The organism is Pseudomonas sp. DR 5-09 (genome assembly GCF_001655595.1).
Taxonomy (GTDB): domain Bacteria; phylum Pseudomonadota; class Gammaproteobacteria; order Pseudomonadales; family Pseudomonadaceae; genus Aquipseudomonas; species Aquipseudomonas pharyngis.
In genome coordinates, this window is the sequence record NZ_CP011566.1 from 3,713,651 (window position 1) to 3,728,722 (window position 15,072).

General features: G+C 61.1%; 11 protein-coding genes. 8 read left to right on the plus strand and 3 right to left on the minus strand.

Going from position 1 to position 15,072, the window contains the following annotated elements; all coding sequences use genetic code 11:
* Window positions 1-116 precede the first annotated feature (116 nt).
* The gene (locus PDR5_RS16470) at window positions 117-830 is read left to right on the plus strand and encodes a hypothetical protein (RefSeq protein ID WP_064597202.1); all 714 of its coding nucleotides are present in this window, start codon (window positions 117-119) and stop codon (window positions 828-830) included.
* A 269-nt stretch (window positions 831-1,099) separates the two neighbouring features.
* On the opposite strand, the gene PDR5_RS16475 is transcribed toward PDR5_RS16470, so the two are convergent.
* Window positions 1,100-5,986, minus strand: coding sequence for an NAD-glutamate dehydrogenase (locus tag PDR5_RS16475; RefSeq protein ID WP_064597204.1), 4,887 nt, complete (start codon window positions 5,984-5,986; stop codon window positions 1,100-1,102).
* A gap of 515 nt (window positions 5,987-6,501) precedes the next feature.
* Between PDR5_RS16475 and PDR5_RS16480 the strand changes: the two genes are divergently transcribed.
* The 7 genes from PDR5_RS16480 to PDR5_RS16510 all read left to right on the plus strand — a co-directional run bounded on the left by PDR5_RS16480 (window position 6,502) and on the right by PDR5_RS16510 (window position 13,981).
* On the plus strand, window positions 6,502-6,855 hold the full coding sequence (locus PDR5_RS16480; protein ID WP_064597206.1) for a hypothetical protein: 354 nt from the start codon (window positions 6,502-6,504) through the stop codon (window positions 6,853-6,855).
* A gap of 280 nt (window positions 6,856-7,135) precedes the next feature.
* A complete protein-coding gene (locus tag PDR5_RS16485) occupies window positions 7,136-8,095 on the plus strand; it encodes an AAA family ATPase (RefSeq protein WP_011334589.1) in 960 nt (319 codons plus the stop codon).
* Between the two features lie 5 nt (window positions 8,096-8,100).
* Window positions 8,101-9,045: a DUF58 domain-containing protein gene (locus tag PDR5_RS16490; protein WP_064597208.1), complete on the plus strand. Its 945-nt coding sequence runs from the start codon at window positions 8,101-8,103 to the stop codon at window positions 9,043-9,045.
* Entirely contained in the window at window positions 9,042-9,539 is a 498-nt protein-coding gene (locus PDR5_RS16495; RefSeq protein ID WP_064597209.1) for a DUF4381 domain-containing protein, read from the plus strand. The genes PDR5_RS16490 and PDR5_RS16495 overlap by 4 nt, the downstream gene beginning before the upstream one ends.
* Window positions 9,532-10,611 (plus strand): vWA domain-containing protein, encoded by a 1,080-nt coding sequence (locus PDR5_RS16500; protein ID WP_064597212.1) that lies wholly within the window; start codon window positions 9,532-9,534, stop codon window positions 10,609-10,611. Before PDR5_RS16495 ends, PDR5_RS16500 begins: the two co-directional genes overlap by 8 nt.
* Window positions 10,608-12,344, plus strand: coding sequence for a vWA domain-containing protein (locus PDR5_RS16505; RefSeq protein WP_064597214.1), 1,737 nt, complete (start codon window positions 10,608-10,610; stop codon window positions 12,342-12,344). The genes PDR5_RS16500 and PDR5_RS16505 overlap by 4 nt, the downstream gene beginning before the upstream one ends.
* Window positions 12,341-13,981, plus strand: coding sequence for a BatD family protein (locus PDR5_RS16510; protein WP_064597216.1), 1,641 nt, complete (start codon window positions 12,341-12,343; stop codon window positions 13,979-13,981). The genes PDR5_RS16505 and PDR5_RS16510 overlap by 4 nt, the downstream gene beginning before the upstream one ends.
* A 230-nt stretch (window positions 13,982-14,211) precedes the next feature.
* Here the strand turns inward: PDR5_RS16510 and PDR5_RS16515 are convergent, their stop codons facing one another.
* Together PDR5_RS16515 and PDR5_RS16520 are read right to left on the minus strand one after the other, a co-directional pair.
* The gene (locus tag PDR5_RS16515; RefSeq protein ID WP_237233725.1) at window positions 14,212-14,664 is read right to left on the minus strand and encodes a hypothetical protein; all 453 of its coding nucleotides are present in this window, start codon (window positions 14,662-14,664) and stop codon (window positions 14,212-14,214) included.
* Window positions 14,665-14,734: 70 nt separating this feature from the next.
* Window positions 14,735-15,070, minus strand: a complete 336-nt coding sequence (locus tag PDR5_RS16520; protein WP_064597218.1) for a hypothetical protein — start codon at window positions 15,068-15,070, stop codon at window positions 14,735-14,737.
* Between the last annotated feature and the right edge of the window lie 2 nt (window positions 15,071-15,072).

Below are 15,072 nucleotides of genomic sequence, written 5' to 3' on the forward strand. Positions count from 1 at the left end.
TTGTCAGGTTGTTTTCAGTTTGGCGGGAGTAGTCTGAGGCAACTGTCGCCGGTTCTATTTAATCAACCCCGACATGCCTGACTTTCCGACTGAAGTTGCTTCACGGGAGACTCACCATGAAACTTGCCTTTGCCAGTACTCTGGCGATATCGGTTTTAGCCTTGTCAGCCTGTTCTGTTCCAACCGCTCCGAAAGCGGTTTCCTCCCTCGATACGCTGTTCAACCAACCGGTGGGACGCAGCAGCGCCACCCAAGTCAAAAGCGGTCCCGGTGTCTCGCTGGGTGTCATCTACAGCCCAAGCACCCAGGCCAACCGTGACTATTTGCGCAACTACCAGGCCAACGCCGGCACCGGCTTCGGCCAGAGCCTGCTGGTGCAGCCGATCCATGACGCCTACGTCGCCACTTCAAAACCGGACATGGCGGTGGATTGGGTGAAAGCCTCGTTGCAACGCCAGTTCGGTTCGGTGACGGTGTACCCGGACATGCAGAGCCTGCGTGCGGCCAACCCGGATGTGGTGGCGATCGTCGACACGCACAGCCAGTTGATTACGTCGCGCAGTTCGAACATCAAGGCGGATGTGAGTGCGGATTTTTATGATGGGAAGTTCAACTATATCGGGACGGCCAAGGGGTCTGAGGCAAAAGAATTGACGCCGGTCTGGGCGGACTTCAAGCGTTCAGAGGAGATTGTTGCGGATATTAATCAGCAACAGGAAGTTCAGGTTCGGGCGTTGCAGAAGTTTGACCAGTCGCTCAGTAATTTATTGACCAGGTCGGCAGGTAATGTGTCGATGCTTGAGAGTAAACAAGGTTTTAATGTGCGGTGATAGTTGAACCGCTGCCCTCACCCTAACCCTCTCCCGGAGGGAGAGGGGACTGACCGAGTGGTATTGGCGAAATACATCGACCTGTTATTCCTGAGTCGAACTCAAGTGTTGAAAAGCACACAAATCGGCTCCCTTTCCCCCTCGCCCCATTGGGGAGAGGGCTGGGGTGAGGGGCTGGATTTGTGCAGCAACACACAAATACCGCCAAACCACAGGCATAAAAAAGCCCCGCCTCTTTCGAGAGCGGGGCTTTTTCATTCAACGGCTACTCAAGCAAGCTCAAGCTCCGCCGTCGCCGCAGCAGGCACAACCGCCTGACCGCTCAGCGCCACGTCGTTCAGCTCACGGTTGGCCACCGCGTACATGGCGTAGTCGGTGCCGCTGGCGGCACGGATTTCCACCAGCATGGCGCGCCAGCGCTGGATCATCGCGTCGTGTTGCGCCATCCACAGCGCCAGACGCTCTTCGACGTCCAGGTTACCGCCGCCCGCTTGCAGAACGGCGATGGTGATCGCGCGTTGCTGCCAGTCGACGTCGTCGCGGAACGCTTCACGGGCCAGGGCCTGCCAGTTGTTTTCAACCGGCAAGGCGCTGATCTGCGAGATGTACCAGGTGATGTCCAGCGCGCTGCCCACGGCGAAGTACGCCTTGGCCACTTCGGCTGGATCCTGACCGGTCACGTCGGCGGCTTCGATGATCGGCAGCAGCGTGTAGAGGTGGGTAGTCCCCGCCACCATACGCGCCAGCAGTTCCGGTACACCGGCGGCGACGTACGCCTGATAGCGCGCCTGCCAGTTTTCGCGGATTTCGCCGCTCAACAGTTCGTCCAGCTTCAGGCCCAGCTCTTTGAGGTGCGGACCGAAATGCGCGACGTCACGGGCAGCGTTCTGCTCGTTGCGGCGGGCACGCAGGAACCAGCGCGTGGCGCGACGGCCCAGACGCATCAGCTCGTCCATCAGCTCCAGTTGCACGTCAGCGGAGACCTGATAGTCCAGGGCTTCGATCTGACGGAACCAGTGCGGGAGGTGGAAGATGTCGCGCACGATCACGTAAGCGCCCGCCACGTTCGCCGGGGTCATGCCGGTGGACTCTTTGAGTCGCTGAACGAAGGTAATGCCCATGTGGTTGACCAGATCGTTGGCGATCTGGGTGCTGACGATCTCGCGCTTCAGACGGTGACGACGCATGGCTTCGGAGAACTTGCTGACCAGGGTCGGCGGGAACGCCGTTTCCATGTCGCGGGTCAGGTAATCGTCGTCCGGCACCAGGGAGCCCAGCAGCTGCTCCTTGAGGTCGATCTTGCTGTACGAGATCAGCACCGACAGCTCAGGACGGGTCAGACCATGGCCTTCGGCAACGCGTTCGGCCAGTTGCTCTTCGGTCGGCAGGAACTCGATGGCGCGATCCAGCTTGCCACGGCCTTCCAGATCGCTCATCAGACGCTTGTACTCGGCGATCCGCGCGTAAGCACGGCGGGCCGCCAGGGACAGAGCCTGAGTCTGCTTGTAGTTGTTGCCCAGCACCAGACCACCGACTTCGTCGGTCATGCTCGCCAGCAACTGGTTGCGTTGCTTGTCGGTCATGTCGCCGGCCTGAACCACTTCGTTCAGCAGGATCTTGATGTTCACTTCGTGGTCGGAGCAGTCCACGCCACCGGCGTTGTCGATGAAGTCGGTGTTGGAACCGCCGCCATTGAGACCGAATTCCACACGACCCAGTTGGGTCATGCCGAGGTTACCGCCCTCGCCCACCACTTTGCAGCGCAGTTCGTTGCCGTTCACGCGCAGTGCATCGTTGGCCTTGTCGCCGACATCGGCGTGGCTTTCGGTGCTGGCTTTGACGTAAGTACCGATACCGCCGTTCCACAGCAGATCCACCGGTGCCTTGAGCAAGGCATTCAGCAGTTCGGTCGGGGTCAGCTTGTCGGCCTGGATGTCGAAGCGCTCTTTCATCTGTGGCGAGATGGCGATGCTCTTCGCGCTGCGCGAGAAGATGCCGCCGCCTTCGGACATGATGCTGGTGTCGTAGTCGGACCAGGCCGAACGCGGCAGGTCGAACATGCGCTGACGCTCGGCGAAGCTGGTGGCCGGATCCGGGTTCGGGTCGATGAAGATGTGCATGTGGTTGAACGCGGCAACCAGTTGCAGCTTGTCGGACATCAACAGGCCGTTACCGAACACGTCACCGGCCATGTCGCCCACACCGACCACCGTGATGCTGTCTTCCTGGACATTGATGCCGCGCTCGCGGAAGTGGCGCTGTACGCCAACCCACGCGCCCTTGGCGGTGATGCCCATTTTCTTGTGGTCGTAACCGGCCGAACCACCGGACGCGAACGCGTCACCCAGCCAGAAGCCGTAATCGATGGCAATGCCGTTGGCGATGTCGGAGAAGGTCGCAGTGCCCTTGTCCGCCGCGACCACCAGGTACGGGTCATCGTCGTCATGCCGCACGACGTTGGCCGGCGGTACCAGTTTGCCGTCCTTCAGGTTGTCGGTGATGTCCAACAGGCCCGAGATGAAGATGCGGTAGCAGGCGATGCCCTCGGCCGCAATCTCGTCACGGCTGCCGCCCAGTGGCAGGCGACGCGGCAGGAAGCCGCCCTTCGCACCTACTGGCACGATGACCGAGTTCTTCACTTGCTGGGCTTTTACCAGGCCGAGGACTTCGGTACGGAAGTCTTCTTCACGGTCGGACCAGCGCAGGCCACCGCGAGCGACGTTGCCGAAGCGCAGGTGCACGCCTTCGACGCGTGGCGAGTAAACGAAGATTTCGAACTTCGGCACCGGTTTCGGCAGCTCAGGGATCAAGTGCGGGTTGAACTTGAAGCTGAAGTACGACTTGTTCTGGCCGTTGGCGTCGGTCTGGTAGAAGTTGGTGCGCAGGGTCGCTTTGATCAGGTCCAGGTAACGACGCAGGATGCGGTCTTCGTTGAGGACTTGAACGTCGTCCAGCGCAGTCAAGATCGCCTGTTCCAGACGTTGTTGCTTGTCGTCCAGATCATCGCTGCCGAGCTTGCGGGCCAGGTAGAAACGGGTCTTGAACAACCGGGTCAGTTCACGAGCGATGTCGGTGTGGTTGTTCAGGGTGCTGGCGATGTAACCGAGGTCGAAGCCCAGGCGGATCTGCTTCAGGTAACGGGCGTAGGCACGCAGCAGCGCAACGTCGCGCCATGGCAGGCCGGCGGTCAGCACCAGACGGTTGAACGCATCGTTCTCGGCATCGCCACGGACGATGTGGACGAACGCGTCCTGCAGGGTGTCGTTGAGTTGCTGGATGTCCAGGTCCAGGCCTTCGGCGGCGGTGAACGCGAAGTCGTGAATCCAGAACTCGCGGCCGTTGGTGTGACGCAGACGGTACGGGAATTCACCCAACACGCGCAGACCGAGGTTTTCCAGGATCGGCAAGACGTCGGACAGGGCCAGCGGGGTATCGGCGTGATACAGCTTGCAGTGCAGCTCGCGTGGGCCGGAGGCCAGCGGCTGGTAGAAACTCATCGCCAGCGGCTTCTTCTCGCTCAGATTGAGCAGGTGCTGCATGTCGACCACGGCCGAATGCGCCGCGAAACGCTCGCGGTAGCCGGCCGGGAAGCCTTTCGGGAAATCGGCCAGCACGTTGGTGCCGTTGGCTTCGCCGAAGGTTTCGACGGTCAGGGCGGCGTAGTCATCCTGCCAGCTGCGGCAGGCCTGGATCACTTCGTTTTCCAGTTGCAGCGGGTCGATGTCGATGCGGTTTTTCGGGTCGACGCGCAGGATCAGTTGCACGCGGGCCAGCACGGACTCGGAGAAGAACGTCCAGAATTCGCAGTCGGAGGCTTTCAGGCGCTCCATCAGCACTTGCTGGATCTTCTGGCGAACTTCGGTGGAGTAGATGTCACGCGGCACGTAGGCCAGGCAGTAGCAGAAACGGCCGTACGGGTCTTTGCGCAGGAACACGCGGATCTTGTTGCGTTCCTGGATCTGCACGATCGACATCACGGTGCTGAACAGTTCGTCGACCGGAGTCTGGAACAGGTCGTCACGCGGCAGCACTTCCAGAACCTGTGCCAGTTCCTTGCCCAGGTGAGCCTTGGACTGGAAGCCGGAACGGCGCTCGATTTCCTCGACCTTGCGGCGGATGAAAGGAATCACACGCACGCTTTCGCCATACACCGACGAGGTGTACAGGCCCATGAAGCGGTGTTCCTTGATCACTTTGCCGTCGGCATCGATTTCGCGAATCGACACGTAGTCCGGGTAGGCCGGACGGTGCACGCGGCTCGGATGCGCGGCCTTGGCGAACGACAGCAGTGTCGGTTCGCGCAGGTAGTTCACGGCATAGTCTTCGATGTGGCGGTCTTCGTTGGTCAGACCGGTGCGCAGCATCTTGGTCAAGCCGAGGAAGGAGTTCTGGTCGTATTCGATATGGCCACCATCGGCCTGATCGACAACGGTGAACTCTTCGTAACCAAGGAAGGTGAAGTGATTGCCCACCAGCCATTCCAGGAAGCTCTTGATTTCGTTCTTTTCGTCGGCATCGACGGCGAATGCGCTGTTATCGAGCTTGGTGAGGATTTCCTGCACCTTGGCCTTCATCGGCTCGAAATCGGCGACCGCGACGCGGACTTCACCCAGGACCTGTTCCAGTTCCTTGGACAGCACATTCAATTCGGCCGCGTTGGCGCAGCGGTCGATTTCCAGGTACATCAGCGACTCGTGCAGCACGCCTTCGCCGGTGGTGCCTTTTGGCAGGATTTCCAGCAACTCGCCCTTGCTGCCACGACGCACGCTCAGCACGGTGGTCTGCAGGGTGTGGATGCTGTAGCCGCGACGGTTCAGCTCGGTACGCACCGAGTCCACCAGGAACGGCAAGTCATGGTGCAGCACTTCGACCGCGGTGTGCGTCGACTGCCAGCCGTGACGTTCGTAATCGGGGTTGTAGACGCGCACTTGCGGTTGCGCGTGATCGAAGCGCTCAAGCAGGCGCCACGCAGAAAGAGTACAGCCAGCGAGGTCGGAGAGGCGACGTTGGGTCAGCTCGTCCAGGGAAATGATGCCGAAGAATTGTTCAGCGAACAGCGCCACTTGTGGCAGTGCCTGTTCACTGATGTGCTGCGCCAGTGCCGCTTGCAGTTGGTGCTGGAAGTCGGCTTTGCTGGCTGCGGTGAAGAACGCCATCTGTGGTACTCCGCTTGGGCTTGTTATTGATGGAAAGCGTCGCGTGCAAAACCCCTTTCGGGGCGTTCCGTCGCCCTGTTCCTGATTCTCGGGCAGAGGAAACAGGGTGACAGGTGGGTGAAGCTGGACGAGACACTCAGGTCACATTCACCTTCCATGAATGGGCATCTGCAAAAACGACTGCCCGGCGCCGCTCGCGGGGCCTGGCAATGCCTTTACGGGTGCTCATCCGTTGCGCAGCTTAATGGGTGCGACAATGTGTCTGCTTGCGGTGCTGCGACATATTCGGTCATTGGCACGTAAACCAAGGCGTGCGCATCGATAAACACTAGCATTCATGGGGCGGAACGCCGGTCTGAATGCCCGTTTTTACGGTACAGGCGTGCCAGGAATGACCATTGATCTGTGTCGCGTTCACGACACATCCTCTGACACTCTCACATGCAGAAATTCCCGCGGACTGGCAGAATCGCGCCCAATTGCGACCAACACGCCCGCCGAGGCAGGAATTCCCCATGCAAATGACCACCGCCCTTTTGATCGTCAACCCGTGCGACGACGAAGAAGACAACATGGCCATGCTCTGCTGCCACAGCGACAAGGGCGAAATGTTTCTGATGAGCCGCTATCCGGACGAGGACGAGCTGGAGATCACCCTGGATGGCGAGCCGTCCACGCTCGATGGCGTCAAGGTCACCCTGACCAGGACACTGCTGAAGATCGAAATCGCGGCGGCAGATGCCGATGCTTTAAACGGGGATGATGTGCTGGAAATCACCTTCAACCCGGACATGGTGGATCTGGCTGAAGTCGAGGAAACGCTGAAGAACATTCTTGATGGCACCGGGACCTTCATTAGCGAAGTTTAATGGCGTCTGCACTGGCCCAATCGCGAGCAGGCTCGCTCCCACAGTGGACCGTGTCTTACTGACAGAACGCGGTCACTGTGGGAGCGAGCCTGCTCGCGATAGGGCCCGAAAGAACACCGCACCTACCCCGCCCTACAAAATTCCAACAAATCCCCCGGTCATTTCCCGCACTTTGCGCAAAATGCCGTTAGTCGCCACCCCCCGCGATGGATTAAAGTAACGCCCCCAGCCCCGGCGTTATCCGAACGCCTGTGGCCACCCTTTCCAGGAACAGTCATCGATGGAACATCGTGAAGCGCTGCTGGCGCTGCGAACCTTTCTTTCAACGCAGATTCTCGGCCAGGAAAAACTCATCGAGCGCTTGCTCATCGCCCTGCTCGCCGACGGCCACATGCTGGTCGAGGGCGCTCCGGGTCTGGCCAAGACCAAAGCGATCAAAGAGCTCGCCGAGGGCATCGAAGCCCAGTTCCATCGCATCCAGTTCACTCCGGACCTGCTGCCGGCCGACATCACCGGCACCGAGATCTATCGCCCGGAAACCGGCAGTTTCGTGTTCCAGCAAGGGCCGATCTTCCACAACCTGGTGCTGGCCGACGAAATCAACCGTGCCCCGGCCAAGGTGCAATCAGCCTTGCTCGAAGCCATGGCCGAACGTCAGGTCAGTGTCGGGCGCAGCACTTACGAGTTGTCGCCGCTGTTCCTGGTGATGGCCACGCAGAACCCGATCGAGCAGGAAGGCACCTATCCGTTGCCCGAAGCCCAGCTCGACCGCTTCCTGATGCACGTGAAAATGGGTTTCCCGGACGCGGCCGTCGAACGCCGGATCCTGCAACAGGCCCGGGGCGAAGCCCTCAACGGCGAAACCAAGCCCGAACGCCGGGTCAGCCAGCAGGCGATCTTCGCCGCGCGCAAGGAAATCCTCGGTCTGTACATGGCGGACGCCGTGGAGGAATACCTCGTGCAACTGGTCATGGCCACACGCAACCCGGCCAAGTTCGACCCGGAAATGGCCGAGTGGATCGCCTACGGCGCCAGCCCGCGCGGCTCGATCGCCCTGGATCGGTGCGCCCGCGCCCACGCCTGGCTGGCCGGTCGCGACTTCGTCAGCCCGGAAGACATCCAGGCGGTGCTGTTCGACGTGTTGCGTCACCGCATCATTCTGTCGTTCGAGGCCGAAGCCGCTGGTATCGACCAGGATCGGGTGGTGCAACGGATTCTCGACGTCGTAGCCGTCGCTTGACCTCGATGAACGCCTCCCTGCCGTCCGAACCGGGCATCCGCATCAGCCTCGCCGAACTGATCGAGATGCGTCACCGCGTGCGCGAAGTGCAGCTGTTTTCCACGCCGAGCCAGCGCAGCCCGTTGATCGGCCTGCATCACTCGAAATTCCGTGGTCGCGGCGTCGACTTCGATCAGGTGCGGGTCTATCAGGCCGGCGACGACGTGCGCACCATCGACTGGCGGGTCACTGCGAGGACGCAGGAACCGCACACCAAACTGTTCCATGAAGAACGCGAACGGCCGATTTTCATCATGGTCGAGCAAAGCACGCGGCTGTTCTTCGGCTCCGGGCTGATGTTCAAATCGGTGCTCGCGGCGCAGGCTGCGGCACTGATCGGCTGGGCCGCGCTGGGCCACAACGACCGGGTTGGCGGGCTGGTGTTCGGCGACAACGAGCATTACGAAATCAAACCACGGCGCAGCAAGCAAAGCCTGTTGCAGCTGCTCAACCGGCTGGTGAAGGTCAACCAGTCGCTGCACAGCGAACGGGAACCGGATCGCGATGCGTTTGGCGTGGCGTTGCGCCGGGCCCGTGAAGTGCTGCGACCGGGCAGTCTGGTGATCGTGATCTGCGACGAGCGCGCACTGTCCGACAGCGCCGAGCAGCAATTGAGCCTGCTGTCGCGCCATTGCGACCTGTTGATGCTGCCGCTGTCCGATCCGCTGGATCACGCCCTGCCCGCCGCCGGACTGCTGAGGTTCGCCGAGCGCGGTGCGCAGCTGGAACTCGACACCCTGAACTTCGATCTGCGCCAGACCTATCGCGCCCAGGCTGAAGCGCGGATCGCTCGCTGGGAACTGCTCGCGCAGAAGCTGCGCGTGCTGCTGATGCCGCTGAGCACTCAGAGCGAAATGGTCGAGCAGATGCGCGAATTCCTTAACCCGCAACGTCCGGGGAAACGTCGATGAACGGCCTCGAACAACTGCAACCGCTGATCTCCCCGCCACCGATTGCCTTCTGGCCGCCGGCACCGGGCTGGTGGTTGCTGCTTTTGCTGTTGCCGGTGATTGGTTTTGCAGCCTGGCGGCTGCGGCGTTTCATTCCAATCAAGAAAAAACCGATCGTGCGCGCCGAACTGCCACTCGATCCCGTGCGCATCGCCGCACTCGCCGAACTGGCGCAGATGCCCAAACCTTACGACGGTGCCCCGGCCGGGGCCTGGCTGCAGCAGCTCAACGGCCTGCTCAAGCGCCTGTGCCGCAACCATTACCCCTACAGCCAGAGCCATACCCTCAACGGCCGCAAATGGCTGGCGTTTCTCGACAACCGTTGCCCCGCCGCCGGCCTGACCCGCTGGATGGTGCTCGTCGAAGGCGCCTACAAACCCGAGTGCAAACTCGACGACAAAGCCATCGCCGGCCTGACCCAGGCAGTCGACACCTGGATCCGCAAACATGTTTGAGTTCGCCTGGCCGTGGATCTTTCTGCTGTTGCCGCTGCCGTGGCTGATGCGCCTGGTGCTGCCGGTGGCAGACAGCGGCGAGCCAGCGTTGAAAGTGAGTTTCCTGGGTGATCTCGAAGGCCTCGCCCGCCGTCGCGCCCGAGCCAATCTGCCGGCCTGGCGTCAGCAGGCACCATTTCTGTTGTTGTGGCTGATGTTGCTGACCGCCGCCGCACGCCCGCAATGGCTCGGCGAACCGCTGCCGATTGCCGCCAGCGGTCGTGATCTGCTGGTAGCCGTGGACGTGTCCGGCTCGATGGATTTCCCGGACATGCAATGGAACGACGAAGACGTCAGTCGCCTGTCGCTGGTTCAGCATTTGCTCGGTGATTTTCTGGAAAGCCGCGATGGCGACCGGGTCGGCCTGATCCTGTTTGGCAGCCAGGCCTATCTGCAAGCGCCGCTGACATTTGACCGGCGCACCGTTCGGGTCTGGCTCGATGAGGCGCGGATCGGCATCGCCGGCAAAAACACTGCGATTGGTGACGCCATCGGTCTGGCCCTGAAGCGCCTGCGCATGCGTCCGGCCCAGAGCCGGGTGCTGATTCTGGTCACCGACGGCGCGAACAATGGCGGCGAAATCGACCCGCTGACCGCCGCCAAACTGGCCGCCAATGAAGGCGTGAAAATCTACCCGATCGGCATTGGCGCCGATCCCGAGGAAAGCGGCGCCACGGCGTTGCTTGGCGGCAACCCGACCCTCGATCTCGACGAACCGGCGCTCAAGGCCATCGCCGAGGTCACCGGCGGGCGCTATTTCCGTGCCCGCGATGGCAGGGAGCTGCAAGCGATCAAGGACACCCTCGACCAGCTCGAACCGGTGACTCAGCAACCGACTCAGGCCCGTCCGGCGCAGGCGTTGTATCAGTGGCCGCTGGCGTTCGCGCTGCTGCTGAGCATCTTGCTGGTGGCCCGTGCGTTGTGGCCGGACAACCCGCTGCAACGGCTGTTCACCAAGGAGCTGTATCTGCAAAGCCCCCTGCCTGACTGGCGCGAACGCCTCAAGCGCCTGCGTTTGCGGAGGCGCCGATGATCGCCCTCTGGCCGCACTGGTTCCGTCCTTGGTGGCTGTTGCTGCTGCCGTTGCTCGGCTGGCTGATCTGGCAGCTCTGGCACCGGCAGAAACGCGCGGGTCGCTGGCAGATGATTCTGCCGCCGGCCTTCCACGCCACGCTGCTCAGTGGCGGCAGTGGTCGTGACAGCAAGTTGCCGTGGGTCGCCCTGAGCGTGGCTTGGCTGCTGACGATTCTGGCGTTGCTCGGGCCGAGTTGGGAACGGGTCGAACAGACCAGCCAGAAACCCGCCGATCCGTTGGTGGTGGTGTTGGAACTGACCCCGGAAATGCTCGCCACCGACTCGCCACCAACGCGACTGGAACAGGCCCGGCGCAAGCTGTTCGACCTGCTGAAAGTGCGCAGCGATGCCCAGACCGCCATCGTCGTTTACGCCGGCAGCGCCCATACGCTGGTGCCGCTGTCGGATGACCTGGCGACCAGCCGCAACCTGCTCGACGCGCTCAAGCCTTCGCTGATGCCGGAAAGCGGCCATCGCGCCGATCTGGCGGTGAGCAAGGCGCTGGCGCTGCTCAAGCAGGGTGCGTTGGGTCAGGGGCGGATTCTGCTGATCGGCTCTTCGCTGTCGGAAGAGGAACGCCAAGGCATTCGCAATGCGCTGAGCGGCCAATCGGCGCAGTTGTTGATGCTCGGTGTCGGCACCGCCGAGGGCGCGCCGATTGCTCAGGAAGACGGCAGTTTCCTCAAGGATGCCCAGGGCGCGATCCGCGTACCGCAACTCGACAGCCCGGGCCTCGGCGCATTTCTCAACGCGGTCGGCGGCGAGTACCGCAGCGCACGGCTGGATGAATCCGATCTGGGCGACCTCGGCCTGCTCGATGGCCCGCGCAGCCTGCGCAACGATGGCCAGACCGTGCGCCTCGACGCCTGGGCCGATCAGGGTTACTGGCTGCTGTTGCCGCTGTTGTTGCTCGCCGCGTGCGCCGGGCGGCGTGGCTGGCTGTTCTGCCTGCCGCTGCTGCTGGCATTGCCGCAACCAAGCTATGCCTTCGACTTCGAAGACCTGTGGCTGCGTCCCGATCAGCAAGGCCTGCATCTGCTCAAACAGAAACGCCCGGCCGAAGCGGCGAAGCATTTCGAAGATCCGCAATGGCAGGGGGTGGCGTTGTACGAGGCCGGCGACTACAGTGGCGCCGCTCAGCGTTTCGCCGAGGGCAATGACGCCCACGCCCACTACAATCGTGGCAACGCCCTGGCCAGAAGCGGCGAGCTGGAAGCAGCGCTGGACGCCTACGAACAGGCCCTGGAACGTCAGCCGGATCTGCGTCCGGCGCTGACCAACAAGGCGCTGGTGGAAAACCTGCTGAAACAGAAAAACGCCCCGCCGCCGGCCGAAGCGCAAGACAAACCGGCGCAGCCAAACATACCGGGCGATGAACCGCCGCCACAGACCGCACCACCACCAGCGGTCAAAAGCGAAACGCACAGCGAGCCGCAGACCGGCGAATCCGCCAGCGAACCGCCACCGACCACCCCGCCGCTGCCGGGTGCCAACGAGCTGCCGGACAGCGAACCGGGCGAGGAACACAACACCCCGCCGCTGCTGCGCCCCAATGAGGACACTCTCGAAGGCGAGCAACAGCAGGCGCTGGAACAATGGCTGGGCAAGATCCCGGATGATCCGGGCGAACTGCTGCGACGCAAATTCTGGTACGAACAGCAACAACATCAGGATCAGGAAAACATTCGATGACCCGTTTCACCGCTCTCTTGCTGCCCCTGCTGATCTGCACGGCCACCGCCCAGGCGGCCGAGCTGACGGCCAGTGTGGATCGCAGTCGCCTGAACTCCGGCGAGACGGTGGAACTCACCCTCGAATCCAACGATGTCACGCAGTTCGGCAAACCGGACCTGAGCCCGCTGGAGCCGCTGTTCGAAGTGCGCGGCACGCGTCAGGTCAACCAGTTGAACACGCTAAACGATGACAACCGCGCTACCACGCGCTGGATCATCACATTGCTGCCCAAGCAGAACGGCAGCGTTGAAATCCCGCCGCTGAAACTGGGCGACGTCGAGAGCCAGCCGATCACCGTGCAAGTGATCGAGAGCGACACCCGCGAAGAAAACAATGCCCGCGAACCGGTGTTCATCGAAGCCACCCTCGACCAGACCAGCGTTTACGTGCAGGCCCAGGCCATCCTGACGTTGCGCATCTACCATTCGGTGTCGCTGTACGACGACAGCAGCCTGACGCCATTGCAGATCGCCGACGCGCGCATCGAGCAACTGGGCGACATGCGCACCTACGAAAAAGACATCAACGGCGTGCGCCATGGCGTGATCGAGATGCGCTATGCGATCTATCCGCAGCACAGCGGTTTGCTGAGCATCGCCCCGCAGACCTTCAGCGCCACACTGGTCGATACCCAGCCCGCGCAGGACGCCACGGCGCAGGGGCCGAAGCCGGGCAAACTGATGCACATCAGCTCCGCCGCGACTTCGCTGACGGTCAAACCCAAACCGATGACCTACCCCAGCGATGCGCCGTGGCTGCCGGCTCGCAGCCTGAGCCTGAGCGAAAGCTGGAACCCGGAGCCGGAGCACACTCAGGTCGGCGACTCCCTGACCCGCAGCCTGACCCTCAAGGCCGAAGGCCTGGCCAGCTCGCAACTGCCCGCCCTGCCCGCCACCGAAGCCAACGGCCTGCGCCGCTACCCGGATCAACCGGTGCTGAACAACCAGAGCAGCGACCGCGGCCTGATCGGCAGCCGTGAAGAACGTGAAGCGCTGGTGCTGAGCCGAAGCGGCTCGATCGAGCTGCCAACGGTGGACGTGGTCTGGTGGAACACCTTCGAAGATCACCTGGAACACACCAGCCTGCCGGCGCGCACCCTGCAAGTGGCGAACAACCCGAGCCTGCAAGTCGACACCCCGGCCGGCAACGCGCAACCGCTCAGCGTGGTCGACACCGAAGCCTTGTGGTGGTGGAAGCTCAGCACCTTCGTTTTCGCCTGCACCACCCTGCTCGGCTTCGGCCTGTGGTGGCGTGCCCGCTGGCAACCGGCAATCCTGCGCGCCGCACAAACCGGCCCGAGCCCGCGCACCCTGCTCGACGACATCAAACGCGCCAGCCAGGCCAACGACCCCCACGCCACCCGCCAGGCCCTCGACGCCTGGGCCCGCCAGCAGCCGGAAACGCTGGCGGATATGGCGGCGCGGTTTGTGCCGTTGTCGGATGCGCTCGATGGGCTGAACGGCGCGCTGTACAGCGAGACCGGGCAGCATTGGCAGGGTGAAGATCTGTGGCGGGCGATCCGGACGATTCCGACGGCGGAGCGGGTGCAGGATCCGGTCGGTGATAGTGGGTTGCCGCCGCTGTATCCGAAGTAGGATTGCGATAAACATTGCGTCGGGGGCTGCGTTTGAAAGCCCCTTGCAAAGATTACTTAGTGGATAAATGGCTAAACTCGAGTTTTGTCCACCCGGACACCTTCCTGTTTTATAGAAACCTCAGCTTCCAATAATCACTTCCGTCCTTTACCCAATATCGCTCTCTATCGGGAATCAGAAAATCAAAAAGGGAACAGATTTATTTAATCAAATAAATCTGTCCCCTTTTGCTACTGGGCAAGAAATCCCATGTCACCCGAGTTAACAGTAAGCACTGCTTGCTCATACCCCTCAAGGTCATCGCCCAACCAGGGCTCATCAGGTCGGAGCACATGAACCTTGACCGTTGCACCGAATTCGTCGGTTGAAACGCTCCCCTGAAGAACACCCGGCAGACCGAATTTATTCCATTGATCAAGTACCAGGGACAACCAGGAAATAGCGGTGGCTAATAAATCATCGCTGACATAATCATCAATATGAACCGAGTTCACGAAACACTCATAACCGGTTCTATCAGGGAAGCTATCGAGGCTCATATGACTTTGAGGATTCAGAGCTGCGATAAAAATACAACCATCACGCTCGACAAAATCAGAACGTGCAATACGCTCTAGCTCACCCTCGATAACAACGAGTGGCAGGTCAGCCAGCAGCGATTCCATTGCCTTGTTAGCTTTCACAGCAATCCTCAAACATAGTAAAAAAAAGGGACAGATTTATTTAATAAAAAAGCCCCCTTTCCTTTCACTTTCATGTCTTGTCGTAAACATAGTCGTCAGGTATTTCTTGCCACTCGGCTTCTCTGACCAGTGCATCGAAATCATCAAATATTCCTCTAAAAAAATTTGACAGATCCAAAAAAACCGTACGCGCCCTCCCCGCCGCCACACACAACTCAACGTCATCTTTATTTTTCAATGCTTGCGCGACTCTCGAAACATCGGACACAGCGTTACCCATCAATTCCGACAGTTCGTCATTCCAATTCAGCCTATAGTCGGCCGCCCAACTCTCAGCCTCGAAAGTGCCCCACTTTTCGGCAATCAAGTCAATCAACGTCTTTCGGAACACTTCTCCATCCTTCATCG

Bases quoted from the DNA above. Each gene is read 5' to 3' on its own strand.
- PDR5_RS16485 (WP_011334589.1), top strand. From the start codon at position 7,136: ATGGAACATCGTGAAGCGCTGCTGGCGCTGCGAACCTTTCTTTCAACG.
- PDR5_RS16475 (WP_064597204.1), bottom strand. From the start codon at position 5,986: ATGGCGTTCTTCACCGCAGCCAGCAAAGCCGACTTCCAGCACCAACTG.
- PDR5_RS16470 (WP_064597202.1), top strand. From the start codon at position 117: ATGAAACTTGCCTTTGCCAGTACTCTGGCGATATCGGTTTTAGCCTTG.
- PDR5_RS16520 (WP_064597218.1), bottom strand. From the start codon at position 15,070: ATGAAGGATGGAGAAGTGTTCCGAAAGACGTTGATTGACTTGATTGCC.
- PDR5_RS16500 (WP_064597212.1), top strand. From the start codon at position 9,532: ATGTTTGAGTTCGCCTGGCCGTGGATCTTTCTGCTGTTGCCGCTGCCG.
- PDR5_RS16480 (WP_064597206.1), top strand. From the start codon at position 6,502: ATGCAAATGACCACCGCCCTTTTGATCGTCAACCCGTGCGACGACGAA.
- PDR5_RS16505 (WP_064597214.1), top strand. From the start codon at position 10,608: ATGATCGCCCTCTGGCCGCACTGGTTCCGTCCTTGGTGGCTGTTGCTG.
- PDR5_RS16490 (WP_064597208.1), top strand. From the start codon at position 8,101: ATGAACGCCTCCCTGCCGTCCGAACCGGGCATCCGCATCAGCCTCGCC.
- PDR5_RS16510 (WP_064597216.1), top strand. From the start codon at position 12,341: ATGACCCGTTTCACCGCTCTCTTGCTGCCCCTGCTGATCTGCACGGCC.
- PDR5_RS16495 (WP_064597209.1), top strand. From the start codon at position 9,042: ATGAACGGCCTCGAACAACTGCAACCGCTGATCTCCCCGCCACCGATT.